This is a genomic window from Streptomyces sp. NPDC086080 (assembly GCF_044540255.1).
GTDB lineage: Bacteria > Actinomycetota > Actinomycetes > Streptomycetales > Streptomycetaceae > Streptomyces.
This window is the reverse complement of sequence record NZ_JBITRU010000024.1, coordinates 123638-139604: the sequence shown is the minus strand read 5'-3', so window position 1 is coordinate 139604 and position 15967 is coordinate 123638. Positions and strand designations below refer to the sequence as shown.

The following is a 15967-nucleotide window of genomic DNA, read 5'->3' as shown; positions in this document are numbered from 1 at the left end:
CGGCACCTTCGTCCGCTCCTGCGGCAACTGCTCCACGCAGTACAAGCGGACGATCAACCTCAACACCATCGAGGTGAACTGGAAGGGCGGCAGGACCGGGTCGGCGAGCAGATGGCGCACGACGGCGGCAAACACGGTGAGCCGTTCGGCGGGGCGGTCCACACGGGCGGCCCGGCAGAGGAGCGCGCGAGCCGTGCCGGACCAGTCGTCCAGCGGCCACAGGACGGCGGCCAGTTCGCCGGCGGGGCGCGCGGGGCGGGCCGTACAGCGTTCCCCCACGGCATCGAGAGCGGCGGGCAGACGGCGTTCCAGGTTGGAGGGACGCAGCCACACCCCCTCGCGCAGTTCGCCGAGCCGGAGCGCGGTCAGCCGGGTACGCAGGTCCGCCCGTTCGGCGGGGCCGCGGCCCGTCGCGGTGATCATCACCAGCTCCCAGTCACCGTCCCACGCGCGCGTGCGCGGCCGCAGGGACTCGTCCTGGCGGCGCCGGCGTTCCAGCAGCCGGTCGCTGAGCCGGTAGCCGGCGTCCGTGCGGCGCAGATCACCGGCGGTGGCCATCCGGCTGAGCGCCGCGCGGAGCGTGGACCCGCCGACACCGAAGCCCTCCAGAAGCCGCCCGAGTTCCTTCGCGGAAAGCTCCGGCGGGTGGGCGCCGAGCAGCAGGCTCAGCACGACCGACCGCGCGGAGAGGGGGCGCAGCAACGGGCCGTCCGGGACCGGCGCCGGTTCGTTCCTCCGCATGGGGCCGTACTCTACGCCGCCGATCATGTTGCATGATTGCTGCAACCGCAGGAAAGATGCAACACTCGCTGCCATGGCGACCACACTCGCGGACGAGCCGCAGCGGAATCCCGGCGCACCCGGCGCCACCCACTCCGTCACCAATCAGCCCCCTCCCTTGACCCCGTACGACGCCTCGGACGACACCGCCCTGCTGGAGGGCCTTCGGCGTGAGGGCGGCGGCTGGGCGGAGGAGGATCTGCGGCGGCTCGGCCGGCTGGCCGGCAGCGCGCAGGCGCAGGAGTGGAGCGACCAGGCCAACCGGCACGAGCCCGAGCTGCGCACCCACGACCGGTACGGACACCGGATCGACGAGGTCGAGTTCCACCCGAGCTGGCACCACCTGATGCGCACGGCCGTCGCCGAGGGGCTGGCCGCCGCGCCCTGGGCGGACGACCGGCCCGGCGCCCATGTCGTCCGCACCGCGGGCGGGCTGGTGTGGGGGCACACGGACGCAGGCCACGGCTGCCCGACGTCCATGACGTACGCGGCGGTGCCCGCGCTGCGCCGGCAGCCCGAGCTGGCGAAGGTGTACGAGCCGCTGCTGACCAGCCGGGAGTACGAGCCGGGCCTGCGGGTGCCGGCCGACAAGCGCGGGCTGCTGGCCGGCATGGGGATGACCGAGAAGCAGGGCGGCTCCGACGTCCGGACCAACACCACGACGGCGGCACCGACCGCCGAGCCCGGCGTCTACACCCTGCACGGGCACAAGTGGTTCACGTCGGCGCCGATGTGCGACGTGTTCCTGGTGCTGGCGCAGGCCCCGGACGGGCTGTCGTGCTTCCTCGTACCGCGCGTGCTGCCCGACGGCACCCGCAACACCTTCCGCATCCAGCGGCTCAAGGAGAAGCTGGGCAACCGGTCCAACGCCTCCTCCGAGCCCGAGTTCGACGGCACCGTGGCCTGGCTGGTCGGTCCGGAGGGGCAGGGCGTGAAGACCATCATCGAGATGGTCAACTGCACCCGGCTGGACTGCGTGATGATGTCGGCGGCGCTGATGCGCAAGACGCTCGTGGAGGCGGGCCACCATGCGCGGCACCGCAGCGCGTTCGGGGCCCGGCTGGTGGAGCAGCCGCTGATGCGCAATGTCCTGGCCGATCTGGCGCTGGAGTCCGAGGCCGCCACGACGCTCACCCTGCGGCTGGCCGGAGCGGCCGACCGCGCGGTGCGCGGGGACGCCGGGGAGGCCGCGTTCCGGCGGATCGCGACCGCGGTCGGCAAGTACTGGGTCACCAAGCGCGGCCCGGCCTTCACCGCCGAGGCCCTGGAGTGCCTCGGCGGCAACGGCTACGTCGAGGACTCCGGAATGCCCCGGCACTACCGCGAGGCCCCGCTGCTGTCGATCTGGGAGGGCTCGGGGAACGTCAACGCGCTCGACGTGCTCCGCGCGCTCGGCCGGGACCCGGACACCACTCAGGCGCTCTTCGACGAACTCGCCCTCGCGCGTGGTGCGGACGCCCGGCTGGACGCGGCCGTGGCCGGGCTGAAGGACCGGCTCGCCGAGGGCGCGCCGGCGAGCGCCCGGCGGCTGGTGGAGCGGATGGCGCTGACGCTCCAGGGCTCCCTCCTCGTCCGGCACGCCCCGTCCGCGGTCGCCGACGCCTTCTGCGCCACGCGGCTGGGCGGCGACTGGGGGTACGCCTTCGGCACCCTGCCCGCGACGGCGCGACTCGACGCGATCCTCGGGCGTGCGCTGCCGGAGCGCGACTGAGCCCGGCAGCGAGGCGGCGGCGCCGGAGGACGAAGGGCTGCTCGGCACACGGCACGACCTGAACCGGGGGTGACTGTCAGTGGTGGCGTGCAGACTGTCCGGTGACTGAGAACTGGACGTCGCAGGCGACGTCCCGGAGGTGATCGGCATGACCGAGGTACTGCTCGCCGTGGGCACCCGCAAGGGCCTGTTCATCGGGCGCCGACGGAATGGCGCATGGGAGTTCGACGAGAGTCCGTATTTCAACGCGCAGGCCGTGTATTCGGTCGCGATCGACACCCGGGGGGCGAACCCCCGGCTGCTGGCCGGCGGGGACAGTACCCACTGGGGCCCGTCGGTGTTCCACTCCGACGACCTGGGCCACAGCTGGACCGAACCGGCCCGGCCGGCCGTCAGATTCCCCAAGGACACGGGCGCTTCGCTGGAGCGGGTGTGGCAACTGCACCCGGCCGCGGCGGAACCCGACGTGGTGTACGCGGGCACGGAACCGGCCGCGCTGTACCGCTCGGAGGACCGCGGGGAGACCTTCGAGCTGGTCCGGCCGCTGTGGGAGCACCCCACGCGGGACAAATGGGTGCCGGGCGGCGGCGGTGAGGGCCTGCACACCGTGCTGACCGACGAACGCGATCCGCGGGCGGTGACGGTCGCCGTCTCGACGGCCGGCGTGTTCCGCACCCTGGACGGCGGCGCGACCTGGTCGCCGTCCAACTCGGGGGTGTCCGCGGTGTTCCTGCCGGATCCGGACCCGGAGTTCGGGCAGTGCGTGCACAAGGTCTCCCGGGACGCGGTGAACCCGGACCGGCTGTACCTGCAGAACCACTGGGGTGTCTACCGCAGCGACGACGCGGGCGGACACTGGACGGACATCGGCGAGGGCCTGCCGTCGACGTTCGGCTTCACGGTGGTCGCCCACCCCCACCGCGCGGAGACGGCGTACGTGTTCCCGATCAACGCCGACTCCGACCGGGTCCCGGCCGGCCGGCGCTGCCGGGTCTACCGGACGGCGGACGCGGGCGCGAGCTGGGAGCCGCTCTCGGCGGGACTGCCGCAGGAGGACCACTACGGCACGGTGCTGCGCGACGCGATGTGCCACGACGGCGCGGACCCGGCCGGCGTCTACTTCGGCAACCGCAACGGCGAGGTGTACGCCTCGGCCGACGACGGCGACAGCTGGCGGCAGCTGGCCTCCCATCTGCCGGACGTCCTGTGCGTACGGGCCGCGGTCGTCGGATGATCCGGCGCGCGGTCACCGCTCCCGAACGGCGAACCGGCACGTCGGTCCGGCCACGGCGAACGGCGGGGTCCCGCTGATGAAGCGGCCGGTCGCCTTGTGGGACCGGCCGCTTCGCCGTGCGCGGGCTAGGGCAGACGCCACTCCACCGGCTGTGCGCCCTGGCGGACCAGCAGGTCGTTGGCCCGGCTGAACGGGCGGGAGCCGAAGAAGCCGCGGTCGGCCGACATCGGTGACGGGTGGGCCGACTCGATCGCGGGAAGATCGCCGAGCAGCGGACGGCAGTTGCGGGCATCCCGCCCCCACAGGATGGAGACCAGGGGTTTGCCTCGCTGCGCCAGCGCGCGGATCGCCTGCTCGGTGACCTCCTCCCAGCCCTTGCCCCGATGGGCGGCCGGTTTGCGCGGGGCCGTCGTCAGCGCCCTGTTGAGCAGCAGTACACCCTGCTCGGTCCACGGGGTCAGGTCCCCGTTCGACGGTCTGGGCAGGCCCAGGTCGGAGTTCATCTCCCGGAAGATGTTCTCCAGACTTCCCGGCAGGGACCGCACCTCGGGCGCCACCGCGAAGCTCAGGCCGATCGCCATGCCGGGCGTCGGGTAGGGGTCCTGGCCCACGATCAGGACGCGGACGTCGTCGAACGGTTGCTGGAACGCCCGGAGGACATGGGGACCGGCGGGCAGATAGGTACGTCCCGCGGCTATCTCCGCGCGCAGGAAGTCGCCCATCGCCGCGACTCGGTCGGCCACCGGTTCAAGGGCCTTCGCCCAGCCCGCTTCCACCAGTTCATGCAGAGGTCTTGGTGCCACGCAGGGACTCTAGCGACAACGGGGCCCCGACTCACACCCGAGTACCGCGGCGGCGGAACCGCGGGGACGCTAGTCTTCCTGCTCATCGCCATCGAGGACGGGGAGGGGAACTGCCGTGAGCGGGTCCGGTTATCTCGCCGTGGACTCCGGTGGTTCCGGTCTGCGTGTCGTCGTCGGGGGTGACGGGTGCGGCCGGCCGGCACGGGCCGCCTCGGGAGAACCCGTACGGACCGGGGCCATGGGCATCGACCCTGCGCACTTCATGCGACAACTGGTACCGATGGCACGGGCGTTGTGCGCCGAGGCCGGGATCGGGCGGCCGGTCGTGGCCGTCGTCGGCGCGGCCGGGATGGCCACCCTGGGGGACGCGCTGCGCGCGGAGCTGCCGGGCGCACTCGCCCGTGAACTGGGCGTGCGGCGAGTGGCGTTGGCGGCTGACGCGGTCACCGCTTACGTCGGTGCCCTGGGGCCGCGCCCCGGGGCGGTCATCGCCGCCGGTACGGGTCTCGTCGCGACCGGCACCGATCTCACGGGCTGGCGCAGGGCGGACGGCTGGGGACATCTGCTCGGGGACTGCGGGAGCGGCGCCTGGATCGGGCGGGCCGGCCTGGAGGCGGCGCTGCGCGCCCACGACGGCCGGGAGGGTGGCTCGGAGCTGCTGCGGGCGTGCGCGGAGGACATGTTCGGGCCTGTGACCGGGCTGCCCGGCCGGCTGTATCCGCGTACCGACCGGCCGGCCGTTCTGGCGTCGTTCGCGCCGCGGGTGGGCGAGTGCGCGGGCAGCGGGGAGCCCGTCGCCGTGCGGATCCTGCGGGCGGCGGCCCGGCACATGGCCGACTCCGCGGCGGCGGTGTGCCCGGCCGGGGGTGAGCCGGAAGTAGGTCTCACCGGCGGCCTGTTCGAGATGGGAGCTCCTCTCCTCGTCCCGGTCGACGAGGAGCTGGCGAGGCGGCTGCCCCATGCCCGGCGGGTCATGGCCGAGGGGGACCCCCTGCACGGGGCGGTGCGGATGGCGGAGGACCTGACCACTGGTTCGTTCACCCTCCCGGGCGACGCGAAGATGCTGTGCGTGACGAGCCCGGCAGGTGAGGACGTCACGCACACGGCGGACGTCCGTACGTAACTCATCAGACAAAACCGGACGGATACCGCTCACCTGCCCCCTCCCCGAACAGGGGAGCCCAGGAAACCACTAACATGCCCCAACATGAGCACCCCCACTGGGCCCGCGTCCGGCCTGCCAGTACGAATGCCGCGCCCCCGTCAGCCCGGGCGGCACCGCCGTCCCGAGCCGCTGGTGGCTCCCGAGGACGCGCCCGCGCTCGTCCTCGCCGTGCCGGGTGCGCCCACCAGTGCCGCCCGCTCGCTCGCCGACGAGGTCGTGAGCATCGCCCGTTCCGAGCTGCCCGGTCTTGACGCCCGGATCGGCTACCTCGACGGCGACGAGGAGTACCCCTCACTGACGTCCCTGCTCGCGCAGGCGGCCGAGGAGCGTACCGCCCGCTTCGAACAGGCCCGTGCCGCCGGCGTGGACGTCAAGGAGCCCGACGGCCCCGTGGCCGTCGTCGTGCCGCTGCTCGCCGGCCCGGACAGCGCTCTGCTGCGCGAGATCCGTCAGGCCGTGATGGACAGCCGCGTCGCCGCCGAGCTGACCGATGTGCTGGGCCCGCACCCGCTGCTCGCCGAGGCGCTGCACGTGCGGCTGTCCGAGGCCGGTCTGGCCCGCGCCGACCGTGCCCGTCTGTTCACCGTAGCGACCGCCGCGGACGGCATCATCCTGGCCTCCGTCGGTGGTGACGAGGCCGTGCAGGCGGCCGGGATCACCGGCATGCTGCTCGCCGCGCGCCTCGCCGTGCCGGTGATGGCGGCGGCCCTTGACCAGGAGGGTTCCATCGCTTCCGTGGCCGAGCAGCTGCGCGGATCCGGTTCGCAGCAGCTGGCGCTCGCGCCGTATCTGATCGGCCCGGAGATCGACGCGAGCCTGATCGAGGAGGCCGCGAAGGAGGCGGGCTGCTCCGCCGCCGAGGCGCTCGGCCCGTACCCGGCGATCGGCAAGCTGGCCCTGGCCAAGTACACGACCGCCCTCGGCATCGCCCCGCCGCAGGCCCAGAACACCCCGGCCCTCTGATACGGCCGGGCCCGGCAGGACGCCGAAAGGGCCCGCTCCGGATTCCGGACACGGTCGGTTGCCGACCGGCGACGTCCGGTCCCCGGGGCGGGCTTTTCGCCGTTCCGGGCCGGTCGCGTCCAACCCTCCGCTGTCCTGGGCCGGTCGCGCCCGAACGCCCCGCAGTCCTGGGCCGGTCGCGTGCGAACGCCCCGTTCAGCGGGCGCTGATCACCACGCAGGACGCGGCGGGCACCGCCAAGGCCCCGCCGCGCCGCGGTACTCCCGTCTCCGGGTCGAGCGAGAACCAGGTCACGTCCCCGGAGCGCTCGTTGGCGACGTACAGGATGCCGTCCGACGCGGTGATCGCCCGGGGCCAGTGGCCCCCGCAGGACACGGTCGTGAGCGGGGTCAGTGCCGCGCCGTCCCCCTCGGCCAGGAACACGGTCAGGACGTCCTCGCCGCGGGTCGCGGTCCACACGAAGCGGCCGTCGGCCGACACGGCCACACCGGACGGAAAGGCGTCGCCTGCCGGGGTGCCGGGCAGCACCGGGATCTCCGCGAGAGGTTTCAGCACGCCGTCGGTGGCGTCCCAGCGGCAGACCACGAGGGTCGGGCTGAGCTCGTTGAGGACGTACGCGTACGTACCGCCGGGGTGGAACGCCAGGTGCCGCGGGCCGGAACCCGGGCGCAGGGCGATCTCCCGGTGCGGCACGGGAACACCGTCGGCCAGCGTGCACACCCGCAACGAGTCCGTGCCGAGGTCCACGCCGACCGCCCAGCGACCGCTCGGGTCCGGCTGCACCTGGTGGGCGTGCGGGCCCTGCTGGCGCTGCGGGTGGGGGCCGGAGCCGCTGTGCCGGAGAACCCCGGAGACGGACCGCGCGAGGCCTCCGTCCGCGCGGACCGGGACGGCGCTGACGCTGCCGGAGCCGTAGTTCGCGGTGAGGACGTGCCCGGCGAAGAGGCTGAGGTGGGTCGGCCCGCTGCCGTCCACCGGGACCTCGCGCCCGGCCGGTTCCGGGCCGCCCCCGGTCACCCGGAACGCGGCGACGGCGCCCTCGGCCGTCTCGCTGACCGCGTACAGCATGCGGCCGTCGGACGACAGGGCCAGCCAGGACGGGTCGGGGACGGCGTTCACGGTGCTCAGGGGGGTCAGCGCGCCACTGCCGGGAGCGATGGCCGCGGTGACGATGCCCGGGCCTCCCGCCGCCGTGAACGACCCGATGAACGCCCGGCGTGTGCGGTCCGCCACGACTGTCCCCTCTCGTCCGATGCCGACCGGGGTGACGGTAACAGTCGATCACCGGGGCCCCCGGGGCGCGGGCCGGACGGCACGCCGTGGCCGGCGGCCCCGCGGTTCAGGCCCCGGCCAGCGGAGAGCGGGACGGGGTGCGCAGCGGGGCGGCGAGCTCGGCGAGGGCGCGTTCCAGGCCGTGGAGGTGGGTCAGGGCGGGTTCGGAAGCCGCCGGGGCCGTCCGCACCTCGATGTCCCGGCCTCCGGTGAGCGCCTCGACGGCGGCCTGCCCGCGGACCGTGACGTCGGTGACGGTGAAGAGCGCGAGCAGCGCGGCGAGCCCACCGGTGACGACACCCGTGAGCGAGTGTCCGGCCAAGCCGCAGACGACGGCGGCCAGCCCGATGCCGAGCACGGCGCGCGCCGCGAAACGCAGCCGTGTCCGGCCCGGGTCCGGGGCCGTGAACACCCTCTTCAGCACCGCTTGCCCCCTGGAATCCCGATGGTGTGCGCCATGGCATGAGAAAGGCGCCGCGGGGGTCCGCAGCGCCATCGACGTATCCATATCAGCATCTTTTCCACCAGTGGCTCAACCGGCACCTGTGAGACTGCACCATCGGTACAGTGTTCACGGCATCTCTATGGCCATCGTCGTGCCAATGGCCGATATCGGGACCCGGGACCTCATGACCGTGGACGAGCTGGACACCCGCATCCTGCGGCTGCTGCTGGAGCAGCCGCGCACCAGCGTGCGGGAGTACGCGCGGATCCTCGGGGTCGCCCGCGGCACCGTGCAGGCCCGGCTCGACCGGATGGAGCGTGCGGGCGTGATCACCGGCACCGGCCCCGCCCTCTCCCCCGCCGCGCTGGGTCACCCCGTGCTGGCGTTCGTGCACATCGAGGTCACGCAGGGACACCTGGACGAGGTGGGTGACGCGCTGGCCGCCGTGCCCGAGATCGTCGAGGCCTTCTCCATCACGGGCGGCGGTGATCTGCTGACCCGGGTCGTGGCGCGCGACAACGCCCACCTGGAGGACGTGATCCAGAAGCTGATCAGCTTGCCGGGCGTGGTCCGCACCCGCAGTGAGGTGGCGCTGCGCGAGCGCGTCCCGCACCGGCTGCTGCCCCTGGTCGAATCGATCGGCCGGACGGCGCGGAAGTGACGCCTGCGACGCCGGCCCCATGAGCACGCTCGGCACCCTGCGCCGCGCGGCCTGCGCGCCGGAGTGACCGCCGGGCTGCTGCTGTGGGGCGGGCAGGCGGAGTTGCCTTCCGGCACTCGGAGTCGGTGTGATCTTCGGCACGCCGGACTCCGGCGTCGCCGCTTCCGGCTGCGGCGACGGCGCGACGCTGCTCGACGAGATCTGGTCCGGAGCACCCTTTGGCGACAAGAACGCGCTGGTGACACGCGTGCGGTTCACGGTGGATGCCCGGGTGGACGGCGGTCTGCCGAGCGGCGCCGACGGCGACGGGGTGGTGAGTACGGCACGGCAGCCGTCAGGGCCGGCTGCGACCGTCCGAAAATTCTTTCCCGAACGGTGACTGTCTCGCGCCTGGCGTCCGTACTCCCTGCTGTTGGGCCGTTCATATCCCAGGAGGCACGATGCGCATCTCGCGCAGCACGGCAGGTACCGCGTTCGTGGGCGGAGCCATGATCCTCACCCTCACCGCGCTCGCCTATCCCACCATGCTGGGCGTACAGAACACCTCGACCAAGCCGGACCGGGTGGTGGCCAACACGAACTACGGGCCGCTGACCGAGGCGGACCGTGACTTCGTGGTGAAGGTGCGCGCGGCGGGGCTGTGGGAGCACCCGCTGGGGCTGCTGGCGATGGAGCGGGGGACGACGCCGGAGATGAAGACGGCGGGCGAGCATCTGGTCGTGGGTCACGGCCGGCTCGACGCATCCTGCCGCAGAATCTCGCTGGAACTCGGCATCACCCTGCCGAACCAGGCGTCCCCGCAGCAGCAGGGGTTCGTGGAGACCATCAAGTCCACCAACGGCAAGGAGTTCGACTCCACCGCGGTGAACATCATGCGGGTGACACACGGGCAGATCTTCCCCGCCATCGCCAACATCCGGGCCAGCACCAGGAACACTCTGGTCAGGCAGTTGGCCGACCAGGCCAACGACACGGTGCTCGACCACATCACGGTGCTGGAGGCGACCGGGCTGGTCAATCACGAGCAGGTCAACTTCCAGCAGACCAGCCCGCCCAAGATGCCGCTGGAGGCGGTGACCCCACCGGCACCGCAGGCGGGTGCGCCGGTCCTCGCCCTGGAGATCCCCAAGAACCTGCAGGACCTCAACACGGTCTCTCCGGCGCCGTCACCGGTCCCGACGGTCAAGTAGGGGGTGGCGGCCCCGGTCGGTCACGACCCGCGGCGGGGCCTGCCCCGCCGCGGGTTCTTCGTGGTGTCGCCGGTGCCCGTCCGGCGCCCGCGTCCGGCGGACCCGGCGGCCGGCTGTCCGCGCCGGGGGCCGGCGTCGGCCCGCTCGCGCTTCTTCTCCCGCGCCGGCTGCTGGGTGCGGCCGCGGGTGCTGTTGACGGTCCGGCCCCGGACGATGCCGATGAAGTCCTCCACCCGGTCGGTCGTCGCCGCCTCGGGCCAGGCCAGCGCCACCCGCGACTCGGGTGCGGCGTCGAGCGGCCGGTGGGTGAGGTCCTTGCGGTGGTGCAGCCGGGCGAGTGACAGCGGTACCACGAGCACGCCGATCCCGGCCGCGACGAGTTCGATGGCGTCCGCGGTGGTGGCGGGTCGCTCCAGGGCGGACCGCCCGGGCAGGCTCTCCCATTCGAGGACGTCGTCGAGGGGGTGCAGCACGATCTCGTCGGCCAGGTCCTCCGGTGACACCGTGTCGGCGGCCGTGACCAGATGGTCCTTCGGGACCACGACGACGGTCTGTTCGGTGTAGAGGGGGATCGCGCTGAGCACCGTACGGTCGACGGGCAGCCGGACGAGGCCCGCGTCGGCATCGCCGCCCAGCAGCAGGTCCCGCGCGGCAGCCGCGGGTACCTGGGTGAGGGTCAGCGGGACGCCGGGCAGCCGCTCGTTCCAGATGCGCACCCACTTGCCGGGCATCACGCCGGGTACGTACACGAGGCGGAACGAGGGGGACACTTCCGAGCCTGTCACCCGGCCAGGTTACCGGCCGTGGTCGGCGGTCGCGCACACGCTCGATACCCTGGGCTCCATGACGCAACACCAGAGCACCCAGACGATGAAGCCCGCGACCGCGGCGAAGAAGCTGGGTGTGTACCTCGAGGCCACCCCCGACGAGTTCCGGGAGGGTGTCGTCTCACGCGCCGAGCTGAACGCGCTCCAGGCGGACCCGCCGCAGTGGCTGAGGGACCTGCGGCGCGACGGCCCGCATCCCCGTCCGGTGGTCGCGGCGAAGCTGGGCGTGTCCATCGCCGGTCTGGCGCGCGGCGGAGTCACCGAGCCCCTCACCACCGACCGGATCGAGGCCCTCAAGCAGGAGCGCCCCGAGTGGCTGGAGCGGGAGCGTGCCACCCAGGCGGAGGTCCGCAAGGAGACCGCACGCCTCAAGAAGCGGGACGCGGAGCGCGCGGAACGCGGCAACTGACCCGTCCCCGCGCTCCGCTCCGATCGCCCCCGGCCGGGTCCCGGCTCCGGGGGCGTTCCGGTCTCCGGGGAGGTTCCGGTCCTGGTGGCCGAAAACGCCAGCCCACGCCACCCTTCCGATGGATAGAAATATCTACGACCATGGCCCGTACCGCACGCGCCCGCAGTGGCGCGGCCGACCGCGTCCGGGGTGGGACATGCACAGCGCCATGTGGAAGCAAGCCGTCGAGTGGCTGGCCGCGGCGGCCACGGACCCGCAGGAATGCAAGCGCGAGTGGGATCACGGCAAGGGGACGGCGCTCCTCGCGGCGGGCCGGTACTGGGATGTGCTCAGCGTGCCCGACCGGCTCGGGCTGCTCGCCCTGGACATCCTGTGGCGCGATCCCCTGAAGGCCCCCGGGCCCACGCTGGTGGACATCACGGCCCGCAGAGTGGGGTTCTTCCTGCCGCCCGATCCGGTCAGTGAATGGGTGGGTTTCGGCGTGCGGCACGTCGGCCGGGGATCCTGGGTCGCCGTACCGCCGCCGTACCGCCCCGCGGGCCGGCTGGAGTGGCTCGTCCCCCCGGACGGCACCGGCGCCCTGCACTCCCCCGGCCCGCTCGAGACCGCCCTGCGCGAGGCGACCGGCACGCTCGCCGTGCTGGCGCCGGTCAGTGCGGAGCCGGCGGGGTCGGACCGCTGGTGAGTCGCCCGTCCTCACCCGGCGGCCCCAGGAGGGGGACCGGGACGAGAAAGGGCACGGGCAGCACCGTCGCGCGCTCGCTCACGGTCGGAGCGGCGAAGGAGGCCCACAGGCTGTCACGGTGCTCCGGGACCGTGTGCCCCTTGGCCCGCCACTCCGCGACCAGCGCCGAGTAGATCGGTGTGTGGCCCGCGTACCCGCTGGTGAGTTCGGCGTACGGCCGGCGCGCGGCGTCGTGCCCGAGAAGGCACCGCGCCGTCCCAGTGCTGTCCATGCCGGAGCAACGCGCCGCCGTGCGCCGCCGGTACGCCGATGGCTCCGGGTCCGCCCGGTCGGGTGAAGCCGTCACCCACACGGCCGCGCAGGCCGGGAGGGGCCTGCGGAGGTGGGCGTGCGGCGGCTCGCCGGGGCGGTGCCGCGCATGCCCTTCGCCGACTTCCCGGGAAACGGTCCGCCGTGCGTCGGCGGCACGGCCCGAACCGGGCCCCGGACCTGCTCGCGGCGTCCCCGCGGGCGGGCCGAACGCGGCCTCACCGGGAGAGGGGGCCCTCCCCGGGCCCGGAAGATACTTCACATTCCGTGCGTGTCCCCACCCACACCGCCGGGCGCCGTTCGGACCGGGGTTGACCCTCGACCTGGTCGAGGGATCAGAGTCGTGGGCGTGGAGAGCGAGATGCGCAGCATTGGTGAGATGGCCCGGGACAGCGGACTGGGCGCGAGTGCCCTGCGGTTCTACGACCGTGCCGGTGTCCTGGTTCCCGACCACGTCGATCCGGTCAGCGGCTACCGCTGGTACGCGCCCGGGCAGCTGTCCGAGGCCCGGCTCCTGGCCCGGTTGCGCCGGGCCGGCATGCCGCTGGCGGACATCCGGCTGGTGCTGGCCGGCTGGACGGGCGCCGACACCGATCTCGTCCGGCAGCTCCTGCGGACGCATCTGCGCCGACTGGAACGGGGGCTGACCGCCGCCCGCGAAGAGTTCTCCACGCTCCGAGCCCTACTGGACCAAAGGGAGAACCCCATGATCTCACCGCGCACCGGCACCGCCGTCCGGCTGCCCCTCTCCGGCCCGCGACTGGCCGCCGCGCTGGACGCGGTCCGGTTCGCCGCCGGCACCGACCCGGAGCTGCCGATGCTCGGCGGCATCCATCTCGACATCGACGACGGCGAACTGCGTGTGGTGGCCACCGACCGGTACCGGATGGCCGTGGCGCATCTGGCCGCCGACGGGCACGACGGGCCCCGCGTGCGGGCGACCGTGCCCCTGCCGCTCGCCGACGCGATGCGGCCCCTGCTGGACGCAGACCAGGAGGTGTGGCTCGCCCTGGACGGGGACCGTGTGAGCCTGGAGGCCGGGGACCGGCAGACGGCGGGCCAGTGCCTCGGCCACGACTTCCCCGACTACCGGCGTCTGGTCCGCCTCCCGGCCGGGCGACGTGCCCTCGTGGACGTACCGGCGTTCCGGGAGGCGCTGCGCACCGGTCCGGTGCGCGAGCAGGAAGGGGGCTCCGGCGTCCTGAGCGTGCTGGAGGTGTCGGACGACGGATCGGTCGCCCTGGCCGGGGACGGCGCCGCGGGCCAGGAACTCGTCGCCGTCAACCGCGCGTTCCTGCTGGAGGCGCTGGCCGCGGGGGCCCGCGACCGGCTGGTCCTTGAGCTCGGTTCCCCCACCGCGCCGCTCGCCGTCCGCCGGCCGGACGACGAGCACACGTTCTCACTGCTGATGCCGGTGCGGCTGGAGAGTTAAGGGGCATCCGGCAGATCATGCCGGGGGCATGGGGTCCGGCACGCTCGTCCGCGGCGTTGTCGTCGGTGGTCGACGCTCCGCGTCGCCGCCCTCCTCCGCCGTGCGGCTGAACGCACCGGACCCCACCCGGCCCAGCCGGCCGGATGCCCTCGGTTGCCTCCGGCCCGATCCGCCGACCCCCCTGAGGCCGGGCCGACGGCTCCGTGAGGCACGGGGAGCGGTGTCTCGCGGGCGGCGGGAACGCGGAGGGGCGTCGTCCGTACCGGGGAGGGCGGCGCCCCGGAGCGGTTCAGCGTTCGACGCCGCTGTCCTCCACCGGTTCCAGCGTCTCCGCGGCCGGCGTCGCGCTCTGTACGGGCACGGCGTCGGCCGATGCCGTACGGCGCGCGGCCAGGCGCAGCGCGACGGGCTCGGTGTAGCGGGCGGTGAGCGGGCCGAGGACGACGAGGACCAGGACGTACGCGGTGGCCAGCGGGCCGAGGTCCGGCTCGATGCCGGCGGTGACCGCGAGTCCGGCGATGACGATGGAGAACTCGCCGCGGGCGACCAGGGTGCCACCCGCGCGCCAGCGGCCCTTGGGCGAGATCCCGGCCCTGCGGGCGGCCCAGTACCCGGTGGCGATCTTTGTCAGCGCGGTGACGACGGCCAGCCCGAGGGCGGGCAGGAGCACCGGCGGGATGGACTGCGGGTCCGTGTGCAGGCCGAAGAAGACGAAGAACACCGCGGCGAACAGGTCCCGCAGCGGCGCCAGCAGGTTGTGCGCGCCCTCGGCCACCTCACCGGACAGGGCGATGCCCACCAGGAACGCGCCCACGGCCGCCGACACCTGCAGCTGCTGGGCCAGTCCCGCGACCAGCAGGGTGAGGCCCAGTACGACCAGCAGCAGTTTCTCCGGGTCGTCGCTGGAGACGAACCGCGAGATGAGCCGCCCGTAGCGGACGGCGACGAACAGCACGAGCCCGGCGACACCCAGTGCGATGGCCAGCGTGACGCTGCCCGCGGCGAGGCTGACGCCGGCCAGCAGGGCCGTGATGATCGGCAGGTAGACGGCCATCGCCAGGTCCTCGAGCACGAGGATGCTGAGGATGACCGGCGTCTCCCGGTTGCCGAGACGTCCGAGGTCCCCGAGGACCTTCGCGATGACGCCGGAGGAGGAGATCCAGGTGACACCGGCCAGGACCACCGCCGCCACCGGGCCCCAGCCGAGGAGCAGGGCCAGGGCGGCGCCGGGCAGGGCGTTCAGCGCCATGTCCACGAGACCGGCCGGGTACTGGGTCTTGAGGTTGGAGACCAGATCGCTGGCCGTGTACTCCAGGCCGAGCATGAGCAGCAGGAGGATGACGCCGATCTCGGCGCCGATCGCCACGAACTCCTCACTCGCGCCGAGCGGCAGCAGCCCGCCTTCGCCGAACGCGAGGCCGGCCAGCAGATAGAGGGGGATCGGGGAGAACTGGAGGCGTCCGGCGAGGCGGCCCAGCAGACCGAGCCCGAGGATGATCGCGCCGAACTCGATCAGGAAGATGGCGGAAGAGTGCACGCGCTCACTCCCGCCCGAGAATCGCGGCGGCGGCGTCGATGCCCTCGCGGGTACCGATCAGGATCAGTGTGTCCCCTCCGGCCAGCCGGAAGTCCGGCGCGGGGGACGGGATCGCCTCGGCCCGCCGCAGCACGGCCACGATGGACGCCCCGGTGTCGGTGCGCATCCGGGTCTCGCCCAGCAGACGGCCGTTCCAGTGGGAGACGGAGGACAGTTCGATGCGCTCGGCGACCAGCCCCAGGTCGGTGGTGTGCAGGAGGTTGGGGCTGTGGTGGGCGGGCATCAGCGCGTCGATGAGCGCGGCCGACTCGGCGACGGTCAGGCGCAGCGACCGGGCGCAGGCGTCCGGGTCGTCGGCACGGTAGACATTGATCGTGCGGGCACCGTCGCGGTGGGCGATCACGGACAGGTGCTCGTGCTCACGCGTGGTGAGATCGTATTTCACGCCGATGCCCGGCAGCGGCGTCGCGCTCATGCGTGGAGCAGGCACAGCCCGTCCCCTTCCGATTCTTCTGATGTCATCCGGTGCGGGGTGCCGCACCGG

At 73.4% G+C, this 15967-nt stretch carries 17 protein-coding genes and 1 pseudogene; 10 read left to right on the top strand and 8 right to left on the bottom strand.

All coding sequences use genetic code 11. The annotated features are described in order from the left end of the window. The coding region (locus tag ACIF9R_RS26010; protein ID WP_399984606.1) for a hypothetical protein at positions 1 to 741 on the bottom strand (741 nt) is incomplete at its 3' end. 73 nt (positions 742 to 814) lie between these two features. Here ACIF9R_RS26010 and ACIF9R_RS26005 point away from each other — a divergent pair. After that, a complete protein-coding gene (locus ACIF9R_RS26005; protein WP_399984604.1) occupies positions 815 to 2491 on the top strand; it encodes an acyl-CoA dehydrogenase family protein in 1677 nt (558 codons plus the stop codon). 148 nt (positions 2492 to 2639) lie between these two features. Continuing rightward, positions 2640 to 3725 (top strand): WD40/YVTN/BNR-like repeat-containing protein, encoded by a 1086-nt coding sequence (locus tag ACIF9R_RS26000; protein ID WP_399984601.1) that lies wholly within the window; start codon positions 2640 to 2642, stop codon positions 3723 to 3725. A gap of 125 nt (positions 3726 to 3850) precedes the next feature. On the opposite strand, the gene ACIF9R_RS25995 is transcribed toward ACIF9R_RS26000, so the two are convergent. After that, positions 3851 to 4528 (bottom strand): uracil-DNA glycosylase, encoded by a 678-nt coding sequence (locus ACIF9R_RS25995; RefSeq protein WP_399984599.1) that lies wholly within the window; start codon positions 4526 to 4528, stop codon positions 3851 to 3853. A 115-nt stretch (positions 4529 to 4643) separates the two neighbouring features. Between ACIF9R_RS25995 and ACIF9R_RS25990 the strand changes: the two genes are divergently transcribed. Next, complete coding sequence (locus ACIF9R_RS25990; RefSeq protein ID WP_399984597.1) at positions 4644 to 5651, top strand: N-acetylglucosamine kinase; 1008 nt, start codon at positions 4644 to 4646, stop codon at positions 5649 to 5651. A gap of 84 nt (positions 5652 to 5735) precedes the next feature. Then, on the top strand, positions 5736 to 6656 hold the full coding sequence (locus ACIF9R_RS25985; RefSeq protein WP_399984594.1) for a sirohydrochlorin chelatase: 921 nt from the start codon (positions 5736 to 5738) through the stop codon (positions 6654 to 6656). A gap of 195 nt (positions 6657 to 6851) precedes the next feature. Here ACIF9R_RS25985 and ACIF9R_RS25980 read toward each other — a convergent pair whose 3' ends face one another. Further along, positions 6852 to 7889 (bottom strand): lactonase family protein, encoded by a 1038-nt coding sequence (locus ACIF9R_RS25980; protein WP_399984591.1) that lies wholly within the window; start codon positions 7887 to 7889, stop codon positions 6852 to 6854. 249 nt (positions 7890 to 8138) lie between these two features. After that, positions 8139 to 8352, bottom strand: a pseudogene (locus tag ACIF9R_RS25975) (FUSC family protein); the annotation flags it as partial. Between the two features lie 205 nt (positions 8353 to 8557). On the opposite strand from ACIF9R_RS25975, the gene ACIF9R_RS25970 reads away from it, so the two are divergent. The 3 genes from ACIF9R_RS25970 to ACIF9R_RS25960 all read left to right on the top strand — a co-directional run bounded on the left by ACIF9R_RS25970 (position 8558) and on the right by ACIF9R_RS25960 (position 10224). Then, positions 8558 to 9034 carry an Lrp/AsnC family transcriptional regulator gene (locus ACIF9R_RS25970; RefSeq protein ID WP_399984618.1) on the top strand — a complete coding sequence of 159 codons (477 nt, stop codon included), beginning with the start codon at positions 8558 to 8560 and terminating at the stop codon, positions 9032 to 9034. A gap of 127 nt (positions 9035 to 9161) precedes the next feature. Beyond that, the gene (locus ACIF9R_RS25965) at positions 9162 to 9413 is read left to right on the top strand and encodes a hypothetical protein (protein ID WP_399984589.1); all 252 of its coding nucleotides are present in this window, start codon (positions 9162 to 9164) and stop codon (positions 9411 to 9413) included. 61 nt (positions 9414 to 9474) lie between these two features. Next, a complete protein-coding gene (locus ACIF9R_RS25960; protein WP_399984587.1) occupies positions 9475 to 10224 on the top strand; it encodes a DUF4142 domain-containing protein in 750 nt (249 codons plus the stop codon). Positions 10225 to 10244: 20 nt separating this feature from the next. On the opposite strand, the gene ACIF9R_RS25955 is transcribed toward ACIF9R_RS25960, so the two are convergent. Then, a complete protein-coding gene (locus ACIF9R_RS25955; protein WP_399984585.1) occupies positions 10245 to 11009 on the bottom strand; it encodes a LysR family transcriptional regulator substrate-binding protein in 765 nt (254 codons plus the stop codon). 58 nt (positions 11010 to 11067) lie between these two features. On the opposite strand from ACIF9R_RS25955, the gene ACIF9R_RS25950 reads away from it, so the two are divergent. Then, complete coding sequence (locus tag ACIF9R_RS25950; RefSeq protein ID WP_399984582.1) at positions 11068 to 11460, top strand: DUF5997 family protein; 393 nt, start codon at positions 11068 to 11070, stop codon at positions 11458 to 11460. Positions 11461 to 11656: 196 nt separating this feature from the next. Continuing rightward, complete coding sequence (locus tag ACIF9R_RS25945; protein WP_399984580.1) at positions 11657 to 12145, top strand: hypothetical protein; 489 nt, start codon at positions 11657 to 11659, stop codon at positions 12143 to 12145. Here ACIF9R_RS25945 and ACIF9R_RS25940 read toward each other — a convergent pair. Further along, positions 12111 to 12416, bottom strand: coding sequence for a hypothetical protein (locus ACIF9R_RS25940; protein WP_399984577.1), 306 nt, complete (start codon positions 12414 to 12416; stop codon positions 12111 to 12113). The two genes, ACIF9R_RS25945 and ACIF9R_RS25940, sit on opposite strands and share 35 nt — an antisense overlap. Positions 12417 to 12815: 399 nt before the next feature. On the opposite strand from ACIF9R_RS25940, the gene ACIF9R_RS25935 reads away from it, so the two are divergent. Next, the gene (locus ACIF9R_RS25935; RefSeq protein ID WP_399984574.1) at positions 12816 to 13886 is read left to right on the top strand and encodes a MerR family transcriptional regulator; all 1071 of its coding nucleotides are present in this window, start codon (positions 12816 to 12818) and stop codon (positions 13884 to 13886) included. A 289-nt stretch (positions 13887 to 14175) separates the two neighbouring features. Here ACIF9R_RS25935 and ACIF9R_RS25930 read toward each other — a convergent pair whose 3' ends face one another. Both ACIF9R_RS25930 and ACIF9R_RS25925 read right to left on the bottom strand, forming a co-directional pair. Next, positions 14176 to 15423, bottom strand: a complete 1248-nt coding sequence (locus tag ACIF9R_RS25930; RefSeq protein ID WP_399984572.1) for a cation:proton antiporter — start codon at positions 15421 to 15423, stop codon at positions 14176 to 14178. Positions 15424 to 15427: 4 nt separating this feature from the next. Beyond that, the gene (locus tag ACIF9R_RS25925) at positions 15428 to 15898 is read right to left on the bottom strand and encodes a cation:proton antiporter regulatory subunit (RefSeq protein WP_399984570.1); all 471 of its coding nucleotides are present in this window, start codon (positions 15896 to 15898) and stop codon (positions 15428 to 15430) included. Between the last annotated feature and the right edge of the window lie 69 nt (positions 15899 to 15967).